General features: G+C 44.1%; 21 protein-coding genes. 7 read left to right on the top strand and 14 right to left on the bottom strand.

The annotated features are described in order from the left end of the window. Nucleotides 1-115 precede the first annotated feature (115 nt). Genes AC1DP6_RS26290 through pxpB form a run of 4 tightly spaced genes read right to left on the bottom strand, consistent with a single transcriptional unit; the run spans nt 116 to nt 3,766 of the window. Entirely contained in the window at nt 116-1,291 is a 1,176-nt protein-coding gene (locus AC1DP6_RS26290; protein WP_477057511.1) for an NRAMP family divalent metal transporter, read from the bottom strand. After that, on the bottom strand, nt 1,288-2,028 hold the full coding sequence (locus AC1DP6_RS26285; protein ID WP_477057510.1) for a 5-oxoprolinase subunit PxpA: 741 nt from the start codon (nt 2,026-2,028) through the stop codon (nt 1,288-1,290). Before AC1DP6_RS26285 ends, AC1DP6_RS26290 begins: the two co-directional genes overlap by 4 nt. 11 nt (nt 2,029-2,039) lie before the next feature. Then, nucleotides 2,040-3,059: a 5-oxoprolinase subunit C family protein gene (locus AC1DP6_RS26280; RefSeq protein WP_477057509.1), complete on the bottom strand. Its 1,020-nt coding sequence runs from the start codon at nt 3,057-3,059 to the stop codon at nt 2,040-2,042. Then, a complete protein-coding gene (gene pxpB, locus AC1DP6_RS26275) occupies nt 3,056-3,766 on the bottom strand; it encodes a 5-oxoprolinase subunit PxpB (RefSeq protein ID WP_477057508.1) in 711 nt (236 codons plus the stop codon). Before pxpB ends, AC1DP6_RS26280 begins: the two co-directional genes overlap by 4 nt. A 220-nt stretch (nt 3,767-3,986) precedes the next feature. Between pxpB and AC1DP6_RS26270 the strand changes: the two genes are divergently transcribed. The 7 genes from AC1DP6_RS26270 to AC1DP6_RS26240 all read left to right on the top strand — a co-directional run bounded on the left by AC1DP6_RS26270 (nt 3,987) and on the right by AC1DP6_RS26240 (nt 12,367). Next, on the top strand, nt 3,987-8,792 hold the full coding sequence (locus AC1DP6_RS26270) for a PKD domain-containing protein (protein WP_477057507.1): 4,806 nt from the start codon (nt 3,987-3,989) through the stop codon (nt 8,790-8,792). Between the two features lie 160 nt (nt 8,793-8,952). Continuing rightward, nucleotides 8,953-9,108: a hypothetical protein gene (locus AC1DP6_RS26265; protein ID WP_477057506.1), complete on the top strand. Its 156-nt coding sequence runs from the start codon at nt 8,953-8,955 to the stop codon at nt 9,106-9,108. Nucleotides 9,109-9,308: 200 nt separating this feature from the next. Then, nucleotides 9,309-9,881 carry a hypothetical protein gene (locus AC1DP6_RS26260; RefSeq protein WP_441578529.1) on the top strand — a complete coding sequence of 191 codons (573 nt, stop codon included), beginning with the start codon at nt 9,309-9,311 and terminating at the stop codon, nt 9,879-9,881. Nucleotides 9,882-9,894: 13 nt separating this feature from the next. Further along, entirely contained in the window at nt 9,895-10,179 is a 285-nt protein-coding gene (locus tag AC1DP6_RS26255) for a winged helix-turn-helix domain-containing protein (protein ID WP_441578528.1), read from the top strand. A 207-nt stretch (nt 10,180-10,386) separates the two neighbouring features. Then, nucleotides 10,387-11,091, top strand: a complete 705-nt coding sequence (locus tag AC1DP6_RS26250) for a hypothetical protein (protein ID WP_477057505.1) — start codon at nt 10,387-10,389, stop codon at nt 11,089-11,091. Between the two features lie 29 nt (nt 11,092-11,120). Next, nucleotides 11,121-11,870, top strand: coding sequence for an SDR family NAD(P)-dependent oxidoreductase (locus AC1DP6_RS26245; RefSeq protein ID WP_477057504.1), 750 nt, complete (start codon nt 11,121-11,123; stop codon nt 11,868-11,870). A gap of 38 nt (nt 11,871-11,908) precedes the next feature. Next, nucleotides 11,909-12,367: a hypothetical protein gene (locus tag AC1DP6_RS26240; protein ID WP_477057503.1), complete on the top strand. Its 459-nt coding sequence runs from the start codon at nt 11,909-11,911 to the stop codon at nt 12,365-12,367. Nucleotides 12,368-12,450: 83 nt separating this feature from the next. On the opposite strand, the gene AC1DP6_RS26235 is transcribed toward AC1DP6_RS26240, so the two are convergent. The 10 genes from AC1DP6_RS26235 to AC1DP6_RS26190 all read right to left on the bottom strand — a co-directional run bounded on the left by AC1DP6_RS26235 (nt 12,451) and on the right by AC1DP6_RS26190 (nt 25,236). Then, complete coding sequence (locus tag AC1DP6_RS26235; RefSeq protein ID WP_477057502.1) at nt 12,451-13,623, bottom strand: IPT/TIG domain-containing protein; 1,173 nt, start codon at nt 13,621-13,623, stop codon at nt 12,451-12,453. A 10-nt stretch (nt 13,624-13,633) separates the two neighbouring features. Further along, on the bottom strand, nt 13,634-14,368 hold the full coding sequence (locus AC1DP6_RS26230) for a DUF4397 domain-containing protein (protein ID WP_477057501.1): 735 nt from the start codon (nt 14,366-14,368) through the stop codon (nt 13,634-13,636). A gap of 33 nt (nt 14,369-14,401) precedes the next feature. Beyond that, on the bottom strand, nt 14,402-16,123 hold the full coding sequence (locus AC1DP6_RS26225) for an NHL repeat-containing protein (RefSeq protein WP_477057500.1): 1,722 nt from the start codon (nt 16,121-16,123) through the stop codon (nt 14,402-14,404). Nucleotides 16,124-16,147: 24 nt separating this feature from the next. Continuing rightward, nucleotides 16,148-19,417: a TonB-dependent receptor gene (locus tag AC1DP6_RS26220; RefSeq protein ID WP_477057499.1), complete on the bottom strand. Its 3,270-nt coding sequence runs from the start codon at nt 19,415-19,417 to the stop codon at nt 16,148-16,150. A gap of 122 nt (nt 19,418-19,539) precedes the next feature. After that, complete coding sequence (locus AC1DP6_RS26215; RefSeq protein WP_477057498.1) at nt 19,540-20,502, bottom strand: FecR family protein; 963 nt, start codon at nt 20,500-20,502, stop codon at nt 19,540-19,542. A gap of 65 nt (nt 20,503-20,567) precedes the next feature. Continuing rightward, on the bottom strand, nt 20,568-21,140 hold the full coding sequence (locus AC1DP6_RS26210) for an RNA polymerase sigma factor (RefSeq protein ID WP_477057497.1): 573 nt from the start codon (nt 21,138-21,140) through the stop codon (nt 20,568-20,570). Nucleotides 21,141-21,243: 103 nt separating this feature from the next. Continuing rightward, complete coding sequence (locus AC1DP6_RS26205; RefSeq protein WP_477057496.1) at nt 21,244-21,957, bottom strand: hypothetical protein; 714 nt, start codon at nt 21,955-21,957, stop codon at nt 21,244-21,246. A gap of 2 nt (nt 21,958-21,959) precedes the next feature. Beyond that, nucleotides 21,960-22,643, bottom strand: coding sequence for a glucosaminidase domain-containing protein (locus AC1DP6_RS26200; RefSeq protein WP_477057495.1), 684 nt, complete (start codon nt 22,641-22,643; stop codon nt 21,960-21,962). A 242-nt stretch (nt 22,644-22,885) separates the two neighbouring features. After that, complete coding sequence (locus AC1DP6_RS26195) at nt 22,886-24,268, bottom strand: MBL fold metallo-hydrolase (protein ID WP_477057494.1); 1,383 nt, start codon at nt 24,266-24,268, stop codon at nt 22,886-22,888. A 59-nt stretch (nt 24,269-24,327) separates the two neighbouring features. Continuing rightward, nucleotides 24,328-25,236: a helix-turn-helix transcriptional regulator gene (locus AC1DP6_RS26190; RefSeq protein ID WP_477057493.1), complete on the bottom strand. Its 909-nt coding sequence runs from the start codon at nt 25,234-25,236 to the stop codon at nt 24,328-24,330. Nucleotides 25,237-25,486 lie beyond the last annotated feature (250 nt).

Here is a 25,486-nt window from a genome sequence, read left to right as displayed (position 1 = left end):
TACTTTAAATATTAGATAAATTATCTACTTATAAAAGGGGGAAAATATTTACTTGATAGGTATGTTCCTGTTTTACGATCAGTCTATTATTCGCTAAAACGTGTCGGAAAGTTTATCACTTTAACCAATCCGCTATGGTAACCCCTCCAAGGTATCCCATAATAAGTACCACTAACCATCCTGCCAGCTGCATCCATACCGGATGCCGGTAATGATGCAACAGTCGTGTCTTGCCGGCTGCCACCAACACTACCGCCAGGGCTACCGGCAGTATGAGGCCGTTGAATGCGCCCGCCATCAGCAACAGCTGTACGGGATTTCCTGCTATAATAAAAACAACTGTGGAAAAAAGTATAAAGCCACTTATAAACCAACGCTCATTGGCAGCGATAAAAGGATGAAACGTTTTCAGGAAGGAAACAGAGGTATAAGCTGCACCTACTACGGAAGTGATAGCGGCACTCCACATTACAATACCAAAGAAACGGTAACCAATTTCCCCCGCTGCTATACGGAATACTGATGCCGGCGGGTTACCGCTGTCGAGTAATGCCCCTTGTGTGATAATGCCTAATGCTGCGAGAAACAACAAGACGCGCATGATAGCGGTAATAACAATGCCGCTTACCGCACTGCGGTTGACAGACCGTATCTGCGTTGTTCCGCTGATGCCGGCGTCCAGCAGCCGGTGTGCGCCGGCAAAACTAATGTAACCTCCTACTGTTCCACCCACAAGCGTAATAATGGCTTTAGTACTAATCACCGCTGGCCATACGCTTCGGTGTACTGCTTCCATTACCGGCGGATGAGAACTGATAGCAACGTACAAGGTAAGCAGGACCATAAGTATGCCCAACCAGCGCGTAAACTGATCCAGCACATTACCTGCCTCTTTCATCCAGAAAATAAACAGTGCAATACCACAACTCAATAACGCGCCGTAAGCAGTGTCCATTCCCGTAAGCACCTGTATTCCCAGCCCACAGCCACCTATATTGGCAATATTGAAGGCCAGGCCACCCAATACCACCAAAGCCGCCAGTAAGTAACCCAGGCCCGGTAACAACGCGTTGGCGAGATCCTGTGCACGGTACCCGGAAACGGTGAGTACACGCCAGATATTCAATTGTGCCCCAATATCCAGCAATACGGATATTAGTATTACAAAACCAAAAGACGCGGCCAGTTGCTGCGTGAATACTGTTGTCTGTGTAAGAAAACCAGGACCGATGGCGGAAGTAGCCATGAGGAAAGCTGCGCCCAGCAGTACGGAAGTTTTTTGTTTGCTCAAGGCCGTTGTATTATTAATTGGTGATGATGTAATGCAGCATTCACAGTTCGCGCAAATGTGACAGCATGCGCGCCATCGCCATGAATGCAGATGGTTTCCGCCGCCATCGGAATCGTATAACCATTAACGGTAGTTACCTTTTGTTCCGTAACCATCATCAGTACCTGTGCTATTGCATTTTCCTCTTTTTCAATCAGCGCTGTCGGCTGTGTGCGGGGTGTAAGAGAACCGTCATCCTGGTAAGTCCTGTCAGCAAATACTTCGCTGGCCGTTTTAAGTCCGGCTTCCCTCGCCGCTTTGATAAGCCAGCTGTTGCTAAGTCCGAAAAAACAAAGCCGGGGATCTACATCTTTCACCGCTTTGACAATCACGCGGGCCATGGATGGAGATTTGGCTGCCATGTTGTACAGCGCACCATGGGGCTTCACATGTGCCATCGTGGTATGCAGCGACTCACATACCCGTTGCATAGCATATAGCTGGGTAGTAATGAGCTCGTATAATGCTGCATCTGAAAGTGCCTGCTCTGTTCTACCGAAACTACTTTTATCTGCAAAACCGGGGTGGGCACCAATGGCCACCTTATTTTCGAGCGCCAGTGTTGCCGTGCGGAGCATGATGTCGGGATCGCCGGCATGGAAGCCACAGGCAATATTGGCGCTGCTGATAAAAGGCATAATAACGGCATCATTATCCAGGCCTTCTCCCATGTCGCAATTAAGATCTATATAATTCATAATGATAATGATTAAACAGGCTGCTGTTGCAGCCATTCCTCCCATCGTAATTTACAGGCATTTTGGAGAAAGAGCAAGCCTTGTTCCTGTCGCCACAACAAAGCTGACGCAGTTTTTTCGTCTGTCATGCTAAAATGGAGCGTCTGATAGGGCATGCGTTGCGAAAGAGAAGGCATATCAGCGGTAATAACATGTGCCAGCCGGGCATACCCACCGGTTGTTTGGTGATCTGCCATCAAAATAATGAGTTGCCCATTGGGTAAAAGCTGTATGGTTCCCCTACTGATACCTGCAGATAGCTGCTCCTCACCTGGCTGAGTGAACAGTGGCGGACCGCTCAGGCGAAACCCCATTCGATCGCTTTGTTCCGTTAAAGCGAATGTCTCGTTGGTAAAATGTTGGCGGGCTTGCTCCGGTAACCGGCTCCATTGGCTACCCGGAAGCGTATGTATGGGTCCTTCTGCAGCGTACAGGTGACTTATATCGGCGGTCCATGGCAGCATTATCACCTCCCTTCCATGGAGCAGAGAAGAATAAATATTGCCCGACCGGAGATGGAGGCAATCATTTTTTTTCAATGCCCGGCCCCCAAAACCGCCGGCGCCGGCCTTTAAATGGGTACTGTAGCTCCCCAGCCAGGGCTTGAGTGCAAGCCCACCCTGTATTGCAAGATAGCATCGTGCACCGGAAACAGGCTTCGAAAAACGCAGTACTGTTTGCGTATCTACGAGCACCGGTCTGTTAACTTCCAGGGGGATGCCGTTGATGGTAGCTCCAAAATCAGCGCCGGATAAAGCAATCATGGCCATTCTATCAAACAGAAAAGCAGATGCAGGAAAATGCAGTTCAATCGCTGCTTCTGTCATGTCATTCCCTACCAGGCTGTTAGCTACGGCTAGTGCAATCCTATCCATAGCCCCACCGGGATTAATGCCCAGGTGTTGGAATCCGTATCGTCCTGCATCCTGAATAGTATCCAGCAATCCTTGTTGTATTACCTGTATCAATGTTGTTGATCTTAACGTGTTCAAATATCATGTGTCATCTCCTGTAAATCCGCAAGTGATATCGGTATAAACCTCACCTGGTCACCAGGTTCGCAATAGCAGGGAGTTTCCTTACGTGCATCAAATAATTGCAGGGGTGTGCGGCCGATAATATTCCAGCCACCCGGTGACTCCTGCGGATATATACCTGTTTGTGCACCGGCAATACCTACACTCCCCGCCGGTATCCTGAACCGGGGTTGCTTTAGCCGGGGTGTTACCAGCAAGTCATGCACTTTGCCCATATATGGAAAGCCTGGTAGAAAACCCAGCATATATACGGTATAAGTTTGCTCCGTATGCAGTTCGATAATATGCTCCACGGAAATATTTTTACCTTCCGCCATGGCAGACAGATCTGGTCCCATGGAAGCATGATAGCATACCGGTATCTGTAACAAACGGGGTTGGGTAACAGCAGTGACGGCCGTTTCATTCAGTGTTGCTATAATCAGATCCCTGATTCCCTCACCGGCATAACCCCGCAGATCCCGGTACAGTAACACCGCATCGTATATAACTGTTAAAGAAGCATAGGCCGGAATAAGATCGAGTATGTAGGGTTTATGCAACTGTTGCAGCTGCCGGAACGCCTGCATTACCTGCTGATGAACAGTCTGTCCGATCTGTTGTTCCCATTCAATAATAACAGCCCGGTCACCCAATGGAAATATACGGTAGTTTGTACGCATGTACTTATGAAGATAAAATAACTTTTGATACACCTGGTTATAATCATATGGAATGAACCGACTGTCTTCTGAACACTTTTATAAAAGATGATTGTACATTGCCATTAATAGCGTAAATTCAGGTAACACAACGTATCCATGAATGAACCTTTTTAGCCTGGCAAAGCTTAAATTGGGTCCATCACTACTTGCCTCTCTATTAGCAGGCTGTTTTATTTCCTTGGGAGCAAAGGCACAACAACTCAGAGCAGACTTTAATGCTACATCAACCAGTGATTGCGAACTGCTGCTAACAACATTTAGTGATAAGTCGACAGGCCAGCCAATATCCTGGCAATGGGACTTCGGTAACGGGTATACCTCTACCGAACAGCACCCCGGGGCGACCTATGTCAAACCCGGCGTTTATACAGTATCCCTGACAGTAAAAGATGCCGCCGGACAATCTGCCACTATCACCAAAACAGGATTTATCACCGTAAGATCCAGGCCTAAAGTGGATTTTACAGCAACAAACACAAGTGGCTGTGCACCGCTACAAACTATTTTTACAGATCAATCAGACCCGGTAAGCGGTACATTACTTACCTATACCTGGGATTACGGAGATGGAACTACCGGCAGCGGAAAAAACAGTACGCACTCCTATCAACAGGCAGGGAAATACCCTGTAACACTCATTGTTACCAACAGCTATCAATGCACCAGTTTTAAATTAGTGGATACCCTGGTGAAGGTAGCTCCTCCTATTGTGGCTGGCTTCAGCGTTGCCGATAAAATATTCTGTAAAGCACCTGCCACCATACAACTTACCAATACCTCCACCGGACCTGGTAACCTGGTGTACAACTGGTCTTTTGATGATGGAAGTACCTCTTCTCTAAAAGATCCAGGTACGCATACCTTTACCAGCAAGGGCCTCCACGGGGTTTCCCTCACCGTAACAAATGAACAGCACTGTACCGCCACTAAAAAAATAGCTGATATTAACGTAGCCGCATATACGACCAACTTCACCTTTCCGGCTCCGGTTTGTTCCAATACGCCAGGCACTTATGGCGGTGTATTTGCCACTACCGATCAGCTCCAGGTGGCCTGGGAAATAAACGGACAACCGGCATTGAACAATACAGATAATACTACTACCTACACCCCTCCTGCTGCGGGGCCACTAAATGTTAAGCTAACCGCTACTTATGGCAAATGTGTAGATGTGGTAGAAAAAAAGCTGGACGTAAAGCCATCTCCTGTTGCCAGCATCGGCGTAGTGGTACCACCTTTCTGTAACATGCCCGCTACCGCCAGGTTTACTGACAAGGCCCCTGCTGCCGTTGCCTGGAAATGGGACTTTGGCGATGGTCAGACTTCCGCCACACCACAACCTGCACATACCTATACCACAGCAGGAAATTATACTGCCACACTGATAACTACCAGCAAAGACGGCTGCATAGCTACCACCAACAGCAGCTTCAATATATCTCCGGTAAAAATAACAGCAGATGCAAAAAACAGAACCGGTTGTGAAGGACTGGTGACTACTTTCAGTGCCGTCACTAATAATGAAGACGTGATTAAAACCTACGAATGGGACTTTGGTGACGGTAGCCCGGCAGCTGCGTTGGCAACGCCTACCCATACCTATAATCATGCAGGCATCTACACCGTTTACCTGACCTATACTACCGTCAACGGCTGTACGGGAAAAGTACAAACTGTCAATAATGTAGCCGTATATAAGAAACCGGTGCCTGCTTTCTTTTCACCGGATGCCCCAAAAATCTGTGGTAATAATCCGGCTACTTTCAAGGATCAATCGGATATTGGCGACAACTGGCAATGGGATTTTGGAGATGGCGGCACCGGTACCGGCAAAAACACCACGCATAGCTACCAACTGCCCGGAACGTATACGGTACAAATGATTGTGGGTAATCATACCTGCTATGATACCATTGTTAAAAAAGAATACATCACTGCCACCAACCCGTTCCCACGATATGCTATCCGGCCGGTTGACTGTAACAAACGCACCACCATCGTTTTCGAAGATCATTCCATTGGCGCTGAATCCTGGCAATGGGATTGGGGCGATGGTACCGATACGGCCTATACTGTCGCCACAGCTACCTTAACCCACGTTTTTCCCGGCAGTGGTATTTACGAGGTGGCACTTACTACCAAAGACAGCCACTGTACCACACATGAAGGACTTAAGGTAACGGTGATTGCACCTTCTCCGGTGGTGATCACTACAGATAAAACTACTTTATGCAGCAATGATTCGCTGAATGCAGCTATCACCAGCTACAAGGCTGCTATCTATAAATCTGCCGGCTACAAATGGCTGGCCAATGGTGTAGACCAAAGCATCACTGATGATCAGCAAACATTCATTTACAAAAATCTCCCTCCCGGCAAAGAACTAATACAATTATCTGTAGAAAATCTGCAAGGCTGTATAGATCTCAGTAACATTATACCCGTAAACGTACGGGGCCCCGTTGCTGCGTTTAAGCTACCCGCGGCAAAATGTGCAGGCAGCGAACTTGTGTTCACCGACATAACCAATATCACTCATAGTGCTGGCATTAGCCAATGGCAATGGGATTTCGGCGATGGTACCCCTGTTGCCACGTTCACAAAAGGTCCTTTCCTGCATACCTATAAACAACCAGGGAGTTATAACCCTATGCTGAAGGTAACGGACAAAGAAGGTTGTATCAGCTATGGCTATGATAATACCCTGCAGGTAAAAGGCCCCCACGCCGTATTTGATGCCAGCAGCTATCTTGTTAAACCAGGTACAGATGTATACTTCTACAACCACTCTATCGAAACCGATGGCACTATCACCAGTGTAAACTGGAGCTTTGGAGATGGTCATACCTCCACCGGCACCGGAACGGTCATAAACAATTACACCGCGTCTGGTACCCACCAGGTAGTATTGCAGGTGAAGGATAACAATGGTTGTGAAGACCACGCAGAAAAACAGGTAAGAGTATCTGCGGTTGGCGCGGACTTTACCTATAGTTCCATCTTTGCTAATGGTGGTAGCTGTGCCCCCATGATCTTCTTCTTTACCAATACTTCTCTCAGCTATGTTTCCAGCAACTGGAGTTTTGGAGATGGTACCAGTTCCACAGAAACAAATCCCATACATACCTATACAGCACCGGGACGCTATGCGGTGGTACTAACTGCTAAAGGAGAAGCCGGTGTAGAAGATAAATACATTGATACCATAGAAGTAAAAGGCCCCTATGCCGCCATAATAGCCAGTTCTGATGGTGGCTGCCTGGAAAAGGAAATTCAATTTAATGTTAAAAACAATGGTGCGCAGGATTTCAGCTGGGATTTTACAGACGGTATTATCCTTCATACCACCGATTCAGTGGTGAAGCATGTTTTCAAAACACCTGGTATCTATCAGCCCCGGTTGCTGCTGTCTGATGCGTCCGGATGCAGAGGCAGTGCCCTGTTGCGCAGTCCTATTGTTATAGATAAACTGGATGTGCAGTTAACGCCAACACCAGCTATTCTTTGTGGTAAAGGAACCGTGTCCTTCCACCCGGTATTCAACAGCTTTTCTATTGATCAGTTAGGCAAACCGGCCATCTATAAATGGGACTTTAATCCTTCACTGACACCCTCCAACGAAACAACTGCTACCCCATCTTTTTATATTCCTGCACCAGGCAAATATGATTTCAGTCTTACTACCACTACCGCCTATGGTTGCAAGCAAACAGTCACTACTAACGTGAACGTATATACTAAGCCGGAAGCCAGTATTGCCGGCCCGGACAAAGTGTGCGTGCAATCGCCCGCCAGTTTCAACGGCAGCGCCACCAACGACAATGGACTCACCTGGAACTGGAATTTTGGTAACGGACAAACCTCGGCTGTCAGCAAACCGCCAGCGCAAACCTTCTCCCTGCCCGGCCCCGTAGCCATATCGCTTATTGTTACCAATACTGATGGATGTATTGATACGGCCAGGCACCTGTTGACCGTAAACCCGCTGCCCAATGCAAAAGCCACTTCACTGAGTGAATTTATTTGTCTGCACAACACTACCGGGCTGCAGGCCACCGGAGGCAGTAGTTATGAATGGACGCCTGCTATCGGGCTGGATAACCCACTAAGCGCAACGCCGGCGGCGAGCCCGGATACTAATACCACCTACCACGTGAAAGTAACGGACAGTAACGGGTGCATCAATACAGATCAGTTAACATTACAGGTACTTCAACCTTTTAAAATAACAGCAACACCCGATACCTCTCTTTGTTTGGGTGCAGTACTACCACTATCTGCTTCCGGAGCAGATTATTACAAATGGGAAGGCATGGGGTTGGCAAATCCAAATGCAGGTAATACCACGGCTACTTTAGCGAATACAGGTAACTATACCTACGCGGTGACGGGCTACGATAACAAAGGGTGTTTCTCTGATAAAACATCCCTGCAGGTAATCGTAGCCCCCTACCCGTTAGTAAATGCAGGGCCGGACCAGAACGCCCCGGCTGGCATGACGTTGCAGCTCACCGCTGCCGCCAGCAATGACGTTGTCAGCTACAAATGGTCTCCTCCCGAGGCCCTCCGTTGCCCGACCTGTGCATCTATACAGGTGATTCCCAATCTTACTACCACCTACTCGGTAGAAGTGGAAAACCGTTATGGCTGTAAAACAAAAGATGAGGTTACCATACATATCCTGTGCAATCAGGCCGCTATTTTTATGCCTAACGCATTTACGCCTAACCAGGATGGACAAAACGACCGCGTATATCCCAAGGGAAAAGGCGTGAAAGAAATCGGGTACCTGCGTATTTATGATCGCTGGGGCAACCTCGTATTTGAAAATACACACTTCCAGATCAATGTGCCTGCTGCTGGCTGGGATGGGCGAAGAAACAACCAGGAAGCTCCTCTGGGAAGCTATATTTATTACATGCAAACTATCTGCGAAAACGGTGAAAAATTTGAGTTCAAAGGAAGCATTCTCCTGGTGAAATAAGCATGGTATTTAATTTTCGTGCAGCCCTGTCGGTGCTGTAAAGTCGCAGCAGATTCCGTTAATTTTATTTTTTCCGGATAATGAATTACTATCAACGCATACTTACTTTCATTGTTCAGGATTGTTACATCATCTTTCGTCTTAACCTAAATCACGTTTTATGAAATCACCCAAGCAAAAAAAGCTCCAATTAGGCAAGATCAAAATCGCAGATCTTAACAGCGTAAACCAGGAAAAAGGAAAAGGGGCAGGCAAAATCTGTCTGACTTCCATTGATGACACCAGTTGTCCTACCTGGTCCAGGATTCATTGCTGATGACTCCGCCCCCGGGCGAATCACAGCTATTGCTGCCAGGTACTTAAATATAAGGCCAGCATAAAACACCGTTGTTTTATGCTGGCCTTACTTTTGGCCGGAAGCGGATGAATACAGCACCATCAAAAATAAAACCCAGGATTAAATTTGGTTTATATCGCAAACTATATTTACATTTGTTTTTAGAAAATATCAAAGAGATGGACACCAGAGAGCATCATTTAGATCCGGCCCAGAGTCTGGAAGTGATCGCGGCAGTGATTGCACAGACGAAAGAAAACATAAAGGGGTATAGTTTTCTATACCTGCTTTGGGGTTGGCTGATTGCGATAGCCAGCTTCTCTTTTTTCTTCTTACATCATTATACTTCCTTTAAATACTTTTTCCTTCCTTTTCCGTTACTCGCTGTCACCGGCATTGTTATTTCCCTGTGGCGGCATAGTACAATGCGTCACCAGTCCGAGACTTATATTGCCAGCTATCTTAAAAAACTGTGGCTGGTGCTGGGTATCAGCTTTGCATTGGTGATCTTTATCAATGTTGTTGAAACGGCCACACCGTTTACATATACTTTACTGATTGGCGGTATCGGTACACTGGTTTCCGGATTGGTACTTCGTTTTAAACCACTGGTATCAGGCGGTGTCTTATTCCTGCTTTTCTCGGTTATCAGTGTATTTACACCTGATTACTATAAACCGTTGCTGCAAGGCATTGCAGTGATTACAGGTTACCTTGTACCCGGGTATTTGCTGAAATATTCCAGGACTTAAATTTACCGCTGAAATGTATAATGAATTAGATCCTGTTCTAAGTACTCCGGTAAGACTGGCAATTGTATCTGCATTGATTAAAATGAAACAGGCTGACTTCAGTTACCTGATGGAAATCACGAAAACAACCCAGGGAAACCTGAGTCATCAGATAAGGAAATTAAGTGAGGCAGAATATATAGAAGTGATAAAAACTTTTAAAGGAAACTATCCTCATACTATTTGCAAATTGACCACCAAAGGCAAGAAAGCCTTTGAGAAATATGTAGACGATATCAAAAAATATCTGCATTTATGAGAAACAGGCCATACACACATGATAGAACAGGTACTCTGGTTAGCCATGTGCCTGCATTGATTTTTTTTTCAAGGTAGTTTCAGGAGGATATTTTTTTGCCTTTTTAGTTTGCAATACAAACTACATTAACAATAAAATGCTTACTCACAGTAAACATCCCGATGAAAGACTTTGAATAACTTTTTTATCATCATAAAAACAGTCACTATGTCTACCGCAAATCAGGTACATCATTTTCCTTACGAGCAGCACAGAGGTCCCAATCCGGGAGCGATCGCTATTGTATATACCACGCTATTTATATCAAGCCTCGTCATTTTCGGAGTGTTGTCACATGGTGCTGCCTTTCCCCGGCCGAACGGTTCTCTGGTGGATGCACAACAGGTGTTTCTCCGGTTTCCGGATGCGATTAAATTCAATGCCCTTTCTCAGTTTGGCGCAGCGATACCGCTTGGGCTTTTTACCGCAACGGTGACGAGCCGGCTAAGTTTCCTGGGAGTAAATGCTTCCGGTGTCAGCATTGCGATGTTTGGTGGTATAACTGCATCCGTTTTTATTACTATTTCCAGCCTTTGTGGCTGGATAATGGCACAACCGGGTATAGCAGATGAGGTGCATATCCTTCATGCCGTTCAACTTTTGAGCTTTGCCAGCGGCGGTATTGCTCATATTGTGGCACTTGGTTTACTAATGGCAGGTATATCTGTTCCCTGCCTGCTGGGAGGATACACACCCAAATGGGTGGCCTGGTCCGGGCTGGTGCTGGCAGGAATTGCCGAATTATCTACGTTAAGCCTGGTTATTCCGGCGGCAGGGTATCTGCTTCCCCTTGCCCGCTTCGGATCTTACATCTGGCTGATCAGTACAGGATTTACCTTAACAAAGCACAGGCAGCTAAATACTGCTTTATGATTTAATTAATCATCATTAACGGATAAAACATGAAAGATAGAGTCGTATTAATTACAGGTGCTACCTCTGGGTTGGGCGCGGCCGCCGCAAAGACTTTCGCGGTCCAGGGCGCCAAAGTTGTTTTCTGTGGAAGACGAACCAAAGAAGGATTGGCTATTGAAGCAGACATCCGTAGAAAAGGTGGTGATGCCACATTTATACAAACGGATGTTACCAACGAAGGACAGGTGGCGCACCTCGTAGCTGAGACAGTACGCTTATACGGCACCCCGGACGTTGCATTTAATAATGCCGGTGCAAACTTATATTTCGGACCACTCGAAAATATGAGCAGTGAACAATTCGTGAACAATATGCAACTCAATCTCACTGGTATATTCCACGCGCTGAAATATGAGATAGTAGCGATGAAACAAACTGGCGGAAGTATCATCAATACCGCGAGTACCGCAGGCATAAAGGGTGCGGCACAAGGTATCTCTGCTTATGTAGCAGCCAAACATGGTGTAATCGGCCTGACCAAAGCAGCCGCCCTGGAACAGGCCCGTAACCAGATCAGGATAAATGCATTAGTTATTAGCGCCATGGCGACAGAAAAATGGCTGGCAGGAATAAACAAAACACCCGGCATGTATGAAAAAATTGCTGCGGGCATGCCCAATGGTAAAATAGCCACCGTGGAAGACATCATACCTTTTATTACGTTCCTGGCTTCTGATCAGTCTAAATTCATCACTGGTGCAGCCTTAGCCATTGATGGTGGCATAACAGCCGGCTAACAATCAGGCTATGAATCCTTCACTTTAAAATACACATCATGAATATCATCCCATTATTAACTGCTACCTGCTGTGCCATCCTGATCTTTATCGTTGGCGCTTATGAGCGGATTTATCGCATGCCTAAATGGTTCGCTCATCCACCGGAATCATTTGGGTTGATTACACCACAAGCTAAAAAGTCAACCGTTTTCTGGATCCCGGCGCAGCTGCTGTTCATTATCTCATTAATTACCGCGATCATCACCAACTGGAAATATCCTGAAGTTCGGTGGTACCTGATCTCCGCATTTGCCTGCTTTGCGGTAGTTGCCGGTTTAACCGGTGGTTATTTTGTAAGAGAGATACTGGCTTTTGCTAAAATGCCTGCTACCACTCCCCTCACACCAGCGCTTGAAAAAAGAGCCGCGCAATGGTTGAAATGGACCACGGCAAGAAATGTATTGCAGGCTGTTTCGCTTGGACTGCTGATTATTGCGCTAACTAAAACGCAATGATAAATCGGGAACGTGCACTATCACCAAAAAGGCTTGTAATCGCTGATTACAAGCCTTTTTGGTGGTAATGCGTCAGCACTTCGCTAGTAATATACAACGCCAGGTTCTCCATCTGTTTCTATAATTGTGACATTGCCTACCTGGTGCTCGCGCAATATTTTTACCCTGGGTTGAGTTTGATCATATGGCCCCCACACCTGCGCATATTTTACGCCATCTTCAATGATAATTTTTATAAAATTGTAATCATTTACAGGAACATCATACTGCCAGAAAGCCAACTTCATTGTATAGGCTGTCTTCTCTTTGTCGCCGTCCTGCATAGCAGAGAGCCGCATATTTTGCCCTGGCACAATAGTATTTGCCAGCATGCTGTTATAGTTATAGGGCTTATTCTTCACTTTTTCAAGGAAGGCAGCTTTACTGGTATTCTTCTCGTAAGCCGCATTGCCTGGTAAGAAAATGGTGTACTTCCTATCAGGAGAATTAATATACTGTAATACCGTATCATAAACCGTTTTGTGTGTACTCAGATAATTGCCTCCGGCAAGCTCCGGGTAACCACGCACCAGCGTATCCATGTATGAAAAGCCCGGATCCTGCTGTAACCATTGAGCCACTGTGCTGGCAGTATAGTTGGTTTGTCTTACCGGAAAGGGCGTCTCCGTTTTAAATATAGGGCCACTATACGTTTGCCAGTAAAAGAAGTCGCTAACTGCGTCTGCCGGTAATTTTACAAGAATAGTATCTTTTCCTTTTCTTGATACAATCTGTACCTTTTTGGTTCCAATAAAGATGGCATTGTTAGTTTCTGTATCACTAAAATTCTCTGTGTACAATTCAATGGTATCACCACCATAGGCTACAAGCGGGGCATAGCTTTTTATGAGCGGTGTAGGTAGTACCACTATGTCCGGGCCATACACGCTGCTAAACTTTGTACCCTTGCTAAGGATAACCATTACTTTGCCGTTTTGCACCTTTGCGGGTACCCTGATAGTGATGCTATCTACAGATGAGCGTAGCATCTCCGATGGGCGTCCTGCTATAAATACTTCTGTAATGATATCTTTTTGAACGAGGTTACTGCCGTATAAAGTAAGTTCATCACCAGCCTGTACAAAACCGGTACTTATTTTTTCAACTTTCACAGCGTCAATAACCACACCTTCGCTGGTAGTATTGTCTTTCTTACAGGCAATGATGGTTGTTAAAACCAACCCGAAAATGCAGGGAAATATATGTATGCTTCTCATGGTATTTAAACTAAAAATTGGTGATGGTACTTAAGTTGATGGTTTTATTTACATTGCCATCTGCCGGAACACGATAGCCACGCAATATCATCGTATAGCACTTGCCCGCTTCCAGCGGAAACGATTTGCGCACAAGGGTTCTTTCCTCACCGGCTTCATCTTTATACATAATGCGAATACCAGGCTTTATGTCCGGTGTTACGGCGGTATAGTCCGTTACCTTTCTGAAGCCAACGTCCTTAATAGCACCGATAAGAGCGGTATCTATTCTGAGGTATACCGTTCCCGCATCAGGACTAAGGTGTAGCAGTCTTATTTTAGCTTTAGTAGCATCGCGGCCTACATCATCCTGTGTATACATAATGTTAAAAAAGCCAAGACTATCCAGCAGGTAAACCGTATAATGTTTTTGATTTTCAAAGGGTAACAACGTTTCGGAGATTTTAGCTGCATTTGCCGGTTTAGTAGTCGAATCGGTAAAGGCCATACGATAAAGCCCCGTATCAATAAACGAATACCTGGAGAAGTTGAAAGCACCTACCAATCCTGCCCCATTCTCATTATAACCACGGGTACCGTACAGGGAATTATTTACAAGTACCATACTGCTGGCACCATAAAAATCAGGTGAGCCATTGTACACCATCAGGTACGAAAGTGCAGGAGACACCGGCATTTCAGCATCTTTACTACAGCCAGCTATTAAAATGGCGGAACATAAAATTATTATAAGGTATCTTTTCATTTGACTGTTTTGTTCTTGAATAAAGATTGTGACTTATCTTTCTATCACCACTTTTACCATCCTTACATCTACACCGGCGGATACATTCTCGTAGCCGGCATACAGGTTGCCAAACTGATCAAATACAATACTACTTAAGGTGCCAAGAATACAGTTGGTACCTGGCTGTGTATATTTCATAAACTCCCGGTCTGAAGTGAATTCCGGAGGAAAGGCAGTGAATTTTGTCATTTGAGAAATAGTTTCGGACTGTAAATCCATTTTATAGATGGCGTTACGACCATAGAGTATATTCCCATCGTAATCAACATCAAATGTGCTAACAATAGAAAGCCCCACTTCTTTAAATGTACCAGTCGTATAATCTGTCCGTTGACCTTCCGGCAAGCCCACCACCGTAGATGCCTCTTTGGTATCCATGTTTACTTCTACAATATTGGTTCCCCATCCGGCGCCCTCGCCCACTATATAAAATTTGCCATTGCCTGCCTGTACCATGCTGAGAGYGCCATACAAGCGCACTTCATCCCCAAATCCATCACTGTGTTCCGCAATCTCTGAGTAAAGTATCACTGAATAGGTCTTATCATCTGTATCAACAAATTCGTAATACTCTCTATTGATCTTTCCAAGCACGGTTTCCACGCTTCCATCTTTTGCCAGCTTGCGAAGCAGGGTACCTGAATAGGTTCCCCCATCTATAAAATAGAGGTTACCTTGTTTGTCAAAAGTCAATGCGCGTGGCATCCCGATCATGGCGGAATCTTTCACCCCGTCCTCCAGCCCTCTGAAGCTCTTTTGATAATTGGAATAATAATAATCCACCGACCGGCCATTATTCCCAGCTAAGATTTCCACCTTGCCCGTTGTTGGATCTATAGATTGAATAAGAGAATATAAGCTACGCAACCCGGTAATGGGATCAGCTTCTATTGTAAATGAGTTGGTAAAATACAGTTTTCCATCAGGCCCGGGTTTCATATCCAGTCCTGTTACACCAATGCTATTAGTCGTTTCTGCACTAAGTTTCAAGGCAGCCCCGGTAGCAGCAAAGTAATTATTCCCTCCTCCTGCAAGAGTGGTTACCATACCATCTTTCAGCCTGCGTATGCGATAGGAACCATCACTCCGCTGATAGTCGAGAAAATAAAAACACTCCCGTTCTTTGTCGTAAGTAAGTTTTGCGGCCGTATTCACCACAGCGGCGCCAAATGGCCCATCTCTCAGCACTTCCGGGAAAGTATAGTCAAAGGTCCCATCGTCCCGCTTCGTACTATCAGAGTACGCGATTAAATAAGGGACTACCAGCACTTTATTGGGTATCAGTATATCGGGACGCTTTACATTAAAATTCAGTGCGGGTTGTACCGCATCGTTTACGCTGAAGTAAATACTGCCGGGGCCTATTTTAGCCGCCTTAGGCACTGATATATCAAAAGTATCCATGGGAACGCTGAGGTTGTCATTCCTTCCCGGCACAGCTCCCATACGATGACCATGGCTTATTACAGGGGCTTCTACGCCTGATACATATAGTTTGATGGTAGCATCTGGCTGACCTATTTTAGCGTATACTGTAATGGTTTCATCTATCTGCGCCTCTTCAATATTCTTTGCATTCTTTACAATCTTTATAATACCTGATTCTTTATTCATGGTATCCAACCTTTCATCAAATTTGGTACACGAAAAAAAGAATAGAACCATGCTGCTGAATAGCAATGACAATATTTTTCCGCCTGCTTTTATATCCATAAAATGTTTCTGTTTAATTATCATTTAAAAAATCATGTTCACCGCAAACGAGTAATAAGGGCGTTGGTAGTATTTGCGGAAAATAAGATCTGAAGCCTCATACAAGCCAGCACCCTGTTCAGGAATCGGTCTGGTCTGCTTATCATAGTGGTAATTGTTTTTCCAGTCCTGGTAAAACAATACAGGAGCGTTCAGTATATTCTGCACGCCTGCATTAATACTGAAAACTTTACTGATACGTTGTCTCCAGGTAATATCCAATTGATCCCGCCCTTTTAGCATAATATCGGCGTCCAATCGTTCGCCCTTGTTGGCGCCAACGGCATAAATGTAATCGCCTGCCCGGTTATAGGTAAATGATACTTTGGTACCTTTTGCTGCATCTTCGTAGTTAAGCGAAGCATTCAGCAGGTAAGGCGATTGTCCCTGCATGGGCCGGGAACGGGCACCACTATAGCCTATGAACTGAGGCAATGGTGGCACATCCACGTTACTCTTAAACCAGCTGCCGTTTAAAACAGTAGATACTTTGCGGAAAAATCCGCCGGGTATAAAATCGAAATCTTTTCTTACTTCGGCTTCTATACCATATACCGTTGCTCTGCCGGTATTGGTATATACCAGCTGGTCAAATCCTTCGGAAAATATTTGCCGGAAACGTTCAATGGGTTTGTCGAGGCTTTTATAAAAGAAGCCAATGTTCATCATCTCGTTCCTGCGGCTGCTATTAGGATACCACTCCAGTCGCAGTTCTGTATTGTGTATGTTCACCGTAGTCAGGTTGGGATTACCGGTGTAGGTTTCTTTATCTACATAGCTGGTATATTGTACAGGAGCCGCTTCCCGGAATTCAGGTCTGTTTAATGTTTTGCCATAGCCGACACGGATAATGAAGTTGCTATCTGCCTTATAAGAAATATTGATAGAAGGCAAAACGGAAGTGATAGGCTGATTAACCACCAGTGGGTAGGCGGCCAGGCCATTCTCGTAACTGCCCAATATCCGGAAACGATTATGCTCTACCCTTACACCGCCCAGCACATTCAGACGATTATCCAACAGGTTTATATCTGTACTCAGGTAGCCGGCTGATATAACATTATCAGCATAGTATTGGTTGTTGGGTGTTGTTTTTTCCACCCATCTGTAGCCGGTACCATCTTCTCTGAACATGTCGGTATTAAAATAATGCTGCAGGTATTTTTCTTCTATACTGTGATTGGCCAAAACATTCCCATTTTCACCGGAAAGCTTGGAGCCATTAATAGCCAGGTTGGGATCATATAAATTGACGCCATTGAGCAATATAAAGGTTCGGTTACTAAAGTCACGGGCTCGGGTTTCGTGATAAACACCCGTTTTAAATCCCCAGGTATTATTAATGTGGTAATTAAAGTCGACATTCCCCTGATAGCTTTTTTCCTTTACGTCGTTATATACTCTCGACAGCATATAATAAGAAACCACCTCAGTACCCAGTATCCAGGGGGGTTGCTGCTGCATATTTCTGCTTAGGGTATAATCTCTGTTATCTGGTTCCTGTTTCTGTATACTGGAAAAACTCACATTGGCTTTTATTGTATTTCTTTTATTGGCACCTAATAAATAGGTGCCCGCCAGTTGGCCGGAATACAAGCGATTTTCTACATAATACAGATTGGTATGCCTGTACTCATTACCAGGATAGTCTTCCAGCTGCAGGTAATCTTCCATTGCAATACGCTGGTTATTTACATTAAAAAAATTGCGAAGCTCAAGGATTAGCTTGTTGCTCAGCTGTATTTCGTTGCTCTGCAACAAAGAAAGGCGGGCTGCATGGATGCCCTGCGTTATTTTACTATCGTGGTATTTGTACAGAGAGTTCTGCTCCGTTTCGCGCTGCTCATGCGTATTGGTGTAGGCAATGGTGGTCAGGTTTTTCAGGCTTCGCACACCTATTTTCCATGCATCATAATAATTTATGTTAAACCGCAGATCGGGTATGGCGTGGTAAGATTTATTAAGCGTATAAATGTTTTTGAACTGGCGTGAATACAATGCATTTTCTGCCGGCGCAAGGTGGTTAAATTTTTCTGCTCTTGGTATGCCTTCGGGCAACTTACGGGTGCCATCATCAAAGCCTAAAAAATCGTATTTACCACCAGTGTACGACCACACATCATTAAATGTGGAACCGGGCCGGTATTGGGTGGAAAGCTGTATATCCACCTGCCGGGTTAACTGACTTTTCTTTGTATAAATTTTTACAAGTCCACCGGAAAACTCGCCGGGTAAATCGGCCGAAGGCGATTTGTACACCACCATGCGGTCAATGGCATTGCTACTAAGCACATCATACGAAAAGGACCTGCTGTCGGCATCAGTGGCGGGCGCCATGGCATCATTTAAAAAGGTAAGGTTGTACCGTTTACCAAGCCCACGCACAATTACAAAGTTGTCGGGGGATATATTTACGCCTGATACCCGTTTTACCACTTCAGCGGCATCCCGGTCAAGGGTACGGGATATCTGCTCGTTGGAGATACCGGATATTACCGTTTGTGCCGAATAAATTTCATTTACCAGTTGTGCATCCGTGGTATTAGCCACTCGTTTACTTTTTCTTGCTGTAATCACCACTCCCTTTATGTTAACCACATCTTCATTGCCCACCTGCATTTTCACATCGATTACCAGGCTTTTGTCGTCAGCCACCTTTATATTCTCTACCCGACCCTTTTTATATCCCACATAAGATACCAATAAGGTATAATTACCTGCCGTGATACCTGGTAAGCTGAAATTACCTTTTTCATCTGTGGTGGTATTATATGGTTTTCCATCAATACTAACCGTGGCACGGGCAAGCGGATCACCGTTTTCAAAATCCACCACTCTACCGGTTATCTTGCCGGATGCTTTTTGAGGGTAAGGAGCTTCTCCCTTTTTTTGTTCGTTTGTAGGTATCTTTTTTATAACGATCTTTTGATTTACTTCCTGCCATACAAATCCGGTTCCCTCCAATAATGTTTTTAATATAACAGATAAGGGTTGGTTGGTATAAGTAGCGGTATGTTTTTTATTGATCTGTTTAAGTTCGTTGCCCTCATAGTAAAAACGAATACTTGTTTGGGCGGTTATCTTCTCTAAGCAACCTGCCAGGCTTTGTTCTTTAAAAGCGATAGTGATTTTCTGCTGTCCAATTTCCTGTCCACTGGCTGAATAAGCCATACAAGCAATTGTAAAGAAACAGGTAATAATACTTCTCCATTGTTTTAGTACCCGTTCTTTACCATTACATAAAAATCTTTTCATTCCGTTTTTAGTTTATTTTTGAAAAAAGATGTCCCTGTTTCATTGACGTCAATGAAATATCCCATGACCAAATGGGTATTTTAAAATATAAACCGGGGCGTTCGCGAGACGCTTCCGGTTTTTTATCGATATATTTTTATTGTATTAGCATTTAATGGTTGATACCTTAACCCTGTTGAAATAGTAATAATATCCAGCATATCGGTGAGTGAATCCTTCGCCGTAAACTCGCCCGTAAATACTTTTCCCTTCCCAACATCTGTTGGCGACTGAATGACCAGGTGATATTGTTCCTCTAATGTTTTCAGTACTTCTGAGAGTGCTGTTGTTTCAAATACCAGGCGCTTGTCTATCCATCCAATCTGTCCTGCGGCATCAATTTCCCCGATACTGGATTTTCCGTTTGTCTTATTAAAACTGACTGCCTTGTTTGGTGTGAGTATCGCCAATAATTGTTGCCGATGGCTGACATTTACCTTTCCTGTCAGTACGCTTACGCCTGCGGCGCTGTCTTGCGGCTGATCATTGACTACAAAAGAGGTTCCGAGTACCTGTACATCTATACTTTTTGTATGCACCCAAAATGGTTGTGCCGGATTCCTGGTAATGCTGAAATATCCTTTACCATGGAGTACCACTTCTCTTAGCCGCCCCCGGTATTTCCCGGGGTAGGTAAGACTGCTTTGAGGTGCAAGGGTGATCATGGTGCTATCGGGGAGCACCACCTGTTTGATATCATAAATGCCAGTACTTACTGTTAATCTTGGGACGGGATCTACATAGTCCAGTAAATTATACCGGTATTGATAACCCATATAACCGGTTCCGGCAACCAGTATAAACATAGCTGCAATGCGGATAAGCGGGTATTGCCATATTGAACGGCGTACGGTCGGAGTGATTCCGATGCCGGTTCTTAGTTTACTTAAAATACGAGCTTCTGTAGCAACCCTTTCTGTTGGCGACGACCAGGCAGCTTCACTGTCTGGTTGCAGTAACCAGGCTTCCACCAGCCGAATTTCTTCCATGGTAGCGGTTCCTTGCCGGTATTTATGTAAGATTTGCTGTAGTTCGTGTAACTCCATGACAACCGTTTTATACATGCCCGATAAACTGGCATTTTATCCCGGTCGTTTGTATTACCAAATTGTTATGAGTGGAGAATCAGCAGTAAAACAAGGCTTTCTTTTACCAGGGGCCGCAAATTGCTGATAGCAATACTGAGCTGGTTCCTGACTGTTTTCTCAGTGATAGCGAGGGTTTTAGCTATTTCCTTAGGGCTTAACTGTTCTTCGCGGCTCAACCGGAAGATTCGTTGCATTTGCTCCGGCATATTTTGAATATGACCGGCAATTTCTTTGTCCATTTCTTTGGCCAGTAGATTTTCCAGCGTTTCATTAAATACCGGCAAAATATGTTCTTCCACATGCCCCAGTTTCTGATGATCCTTCATCATGGCCGTCAGATGGTCTATTACTTCGTAACGAACAGCAGTAAACAGATAGTTGGAAAATGAACCTACAATATTTTTGGTGGCCCGCCGTTCCCAGATATTCATAAAAACCTGCTGCACCACATCTTCCGCATCTGCCTTACTCTTAAGCCGGCTTTGTGCAAACAGGAATAGCTTTTCCCACATGCGGAGGTACAACGCTTCAAATGCGTTTATGTCATCGCATTTAATGCGTTCCAATAACTCTATATCCGTTAGCTCCGTGTACATGTTGAAAGCAAGACAGTTTGGGCCACGAAAATAGTCCATCCATGTTATTTCAATGTTAAGAGGCTGGCTAAGGGATATTTCTGGCAGGAGCCGATTTACTCACTTAGTGAAGCTTGCCATTTGCCCAGGCGACAAACAAAGGATTAATATTTGAATTCATGGCCTGTTTATATGCCTGGTTTACAACTGTCAGCCAATTAGTACCCGCCAGATCAGCGGAGCCATACTTTTCTTTGTATTGCTCCCGCGTTGTACTAATTATTCTTGCAAATTTACCCGTGCCTTTGATATTCTCCTCATTAATCTGGCTAATGTCAATGACGTCATTCTTCTTTAGGAATGCCGTAACACCGTCTTTAAAGAAATAGGCCTTAAAACCCTTTCCGTCCATATCTTCATACACAATGCCAAGAACCGGAAATTGTCCTCCAGAGGCTGATCTGACAGATTGAATAATAAGGTCCGTATTCTTTTTCTCCAACTTACCGGTGGTGATTACACAGGTTGAAATAACCCAGGAAGCCAGTTTTTTTGAATCCGGATTCAGCATATAAACTTCAGCCGTTAATGTTCCTTTGATTTTATCTTTGACAGCATATTTGTACAGAGAAACATTCACGCCTTCCCATCCCTTTAATGTATCGGTTGTACCGATCAGATGCTGCTCCATATACCTGGTCTTAATAATCTGTTTTTCTACCCGTCCGGAAATAACGTTCAGACTATCTCTTAAATAGGTATCCAGAGCGACATTCTCCTGTGAATAACAAGTGAGGGCGGCGTTCAAAAAAGCAATCGCCAATATGATTGTTTTCATACTTATAAATTTAGGGTGTTAAATATTTTCTCAATGCCCTTGCGATAATGTTTTCCGCCAAGATGATTGTATCCCTTTTCTGCGATGTCAAAAGCATATTGCAGCGAGGCTTCTCTTTCTGATAAGATATTATTACGGATATTTTCCCGGTATTTCTCCGCTGCACCAATATACCTTTTACCTAATAGAATTTTATATACCAGGTATTGAATACATGCTGGTCTATCTGTAAAAACACGATACCTGTTGTCTACCCGAATTGATTCATTGAAAACAACCCTGTTTTCGCCAAAACTTTTTAAAGCTTTATTATTCACGCCTTCACTTGGTTGCCCCTTTAATACATAGGATGTAATGGTATCCCTGGTAAATACTTTTATTCCAAACAGATTGTTCGCATAATAAGCGGTCCTGGTAAACCCATATCCACTTTCCGCAATAGCCATGGCTAAAATAGTCTTTGCAGGTAGTTTTTCTTTATTACATACTGAATCAATAAAGCCGCTGATGGATTCGATAAATTGCACCTTTTCGATGGCAAGAGGATGATTAATGGCGCTGAGATAGCAATTATCATTTCTACCATTCACAGCATCTTCATTGGGTGTAGGAGGAAATTTAACAGTCTGCGCGGAAACAGTAAACACGACAAAAGTACTGAATGCCAACAATAGGATTTGTTTCATATCTCTGATTTTGGGGTCACGAAGTAAGAAAACGACTTAATACAGGGGGTTGAGTTTATAAAACCTCTGGCATAAAGGTATAAAAAATACATCAACAACACATGGATACGCTTAAACGCGCGGAAAATCAGTTCCCTGCAACTAAACGTTAATCAGAAATCATTTAATTCATCAGTAGCAGGTAACTTCATGCCGTTCGATAGCGCAGGTCATAGTATCAATTAACCCGATGGCTTTACCTATCATTTAGCAATGATCTCATCAAACATCCGGGAGGTAATATCTGATAATCCATGGTGGCCTATTATACGCTTATACGATAATTTATTTTTTTTCAGATACTGATAAAATTCCCTTGAAACGGGTATAGCAGGAGTCTGTGTAGCATCCTCTGGAAGAGATAGCAGGTCTCCTTCAAAAATGATGGATTCCTTTGGTAAGTACATAAAAGATAAGCCCTGTGCGTGACTATTAGGCACTTCAAATAAATCGATGCGGTGTTTACTGTCACTGATAATTTTGTGATCTTTAAAAAAAACAAACGTGGGGGTTGCTCCGGCTAACAGGTCCCGTATAGGCTTTTCCATAGATGGTGTGCAAATAATGCCGGCGCCTTCGGCTGTCAATTTACGAATGCCGGCAATATGGTCCTTATGAAAATGTGAAAGATGTACATATTTGATGGGCTTACCAGGCAGCGTCTGATGAATCAATGCTATCACCGATCCGGTAACCTCTGCTGAAACCGGTGCTTCTGTGACCACTACATAATCTTCCATATTGATGAAGATTACGTTCCTGTCATCATCCACTTTTTCTATTAAAAAAATGTCTTGCGCAATTTCCTTTGCTATGAGCGGCTTATTTATTTCTTCTTCCACATGATAACCTACCGGTAAATTAAATGCCTCCGGCCTAACCGCATCATTGATACTGAAAGTTGTTAAATGATCTGTGAAAACGGGTTTGTCATTTAATAGTTGCCTTACTTTTTGAGGAACCCAATAACCATTAACACGGGTGTATTCATCAAAGTACTGCGTGCTGATATTATTACCAGCTATGCTGCTGTTTTTATGCAGCTGCCCTGTTTGCGCATCCAGCCATAACTCCTGCGATCCCGATTTTAAAGCCCGGCGAATAACCACCTCCTGGCCAATACGCTCCAATTGCAGTGAATCTTGACTATTTAAAGTCTCTTCCAAAATATAATAAGGGATATTGGCAAGTGCATTCCGGTAATTACTGTTGTAGAAGGAACTATTCAGTTTAAAAAGCGATTTACCGGTTCGTGATCCGACTACATCATATACATAGAATATCGAATCCCGGCCAATACGTATAGTATTAAAAGTATAACCTCCAGGATAATGACTGACCGAATGATGTATATAGCGCTTGTTCACCAGGTCCACACTGATTTCATATATATCCTTTTCCTCCTTTGGATGATTGTAGTCATAGCTTTGGAAGGGATTGTGGATATTCCGGTTTGTAGCGTACTTAAATGCTTTGACTGCCTCCCATTGCCCATTGGAAGCCATTGCCCGCCGTATAAATTCAGTGGGTTGCTGCGCTATTGAAACAATAGGAAAAAGCACTAAAATAAGGAGATAGTATTTCATAAATAATTTCTTACCGGCAAAGCTAAAATATAAGAGCCGGCTGCCATGTGCAGAAATTATCATTTCTTGTTCCTGGAGGTATCAGGAGAGATACCATACCACTTTTTGAATACACGGCAAAAAGCACTGGCATTTTCAAAACCGCACATCCATGTTATTTGCTGAATGGAAAGTGTGCTATCCTTCAATAATGCAACCGCATGTTCCAGTCGGATCCGGGTTAAATACTGATGCGGTGTAGTCTGAAATACGTTTCTGAACTGGCGGATCAGTTGCGGGGCAGACAAACAGGACAGGCTACTCAATATGTCCAGATCTATATCTTCTTTAAAAGTTGAATGCAGCACATCCTTCGCCACACAAAGACGCTTATAAATTTCAGTTCTTGTACCTGACCTAACAGCGTCCACCCTTTTCGTCCGTATTTTTTCGTTTGTCTGTTGGGCAATCAGATGACGCAGTAAGTAGGTGAGTTGTTCATCTGCGCTGCTTTTATTATATCCGCATTCATCCAGATGATTTATTAGCTGACTTATCCTTTGCTGAAACAGCAGATCTGCGGTGTAAAGGGTTTGATGAAATTCCGGGAGTATACTTGTGGCGGCCGGACCGTCCAGTAACTTTTCTTCCGTGTTTATACTATCGTAAAACACCTCCGCGGCAAATTCTCTTTTAAAAAAGACAGCAAGACTTTTAACTTTTTCATAACTATTTATGCTGCTGGAATAAGATTGATCTTCATTCAGCATCAAAAATTGCGTGGGCCTCACTGCAATGTCGATATTATTCACACGATACCACTCCTCTCCGCTCAAAACTGCTTTAAGAGAAAAGCAACCTACATGATCTTCACAATAGCTTTTACTAACAGTTGCGTTAAAGATAATATTATGCTTACTGAATTTACTAAAATGCAATTGTTTATCGAAGCCAGGTACTGTATGATCCGGAAGCGTTTTAAAATACATACCTTTTAAATTATGCCTGTTAGGAATCCAATTTTCTTAAAACCTCTTCCGATAAAATAGTATTTTCAAGAATGTTGTTGGCTAAATATCGAAATATATATAAAGATATCAAAACTTTTAAATTATCAAGATACGATACTCAACTTTAGTGGCGTACTTATCTGTTTGCTTCAAAAGCAAATTTGTCATGATCGGAAAGTAGCCTTCTATGAGATAATACCGCAGTAATATCTGCTAATTTTCAGGAACC

This window comes from Chitinophaga sp. 01L420, from assembly GCF_056399985.1.
The sequence above is the reverse complement of the archived record's forward strand: the minus strand, read 5'-3'. Positions and strand labels throughout refer to the sequence as shown.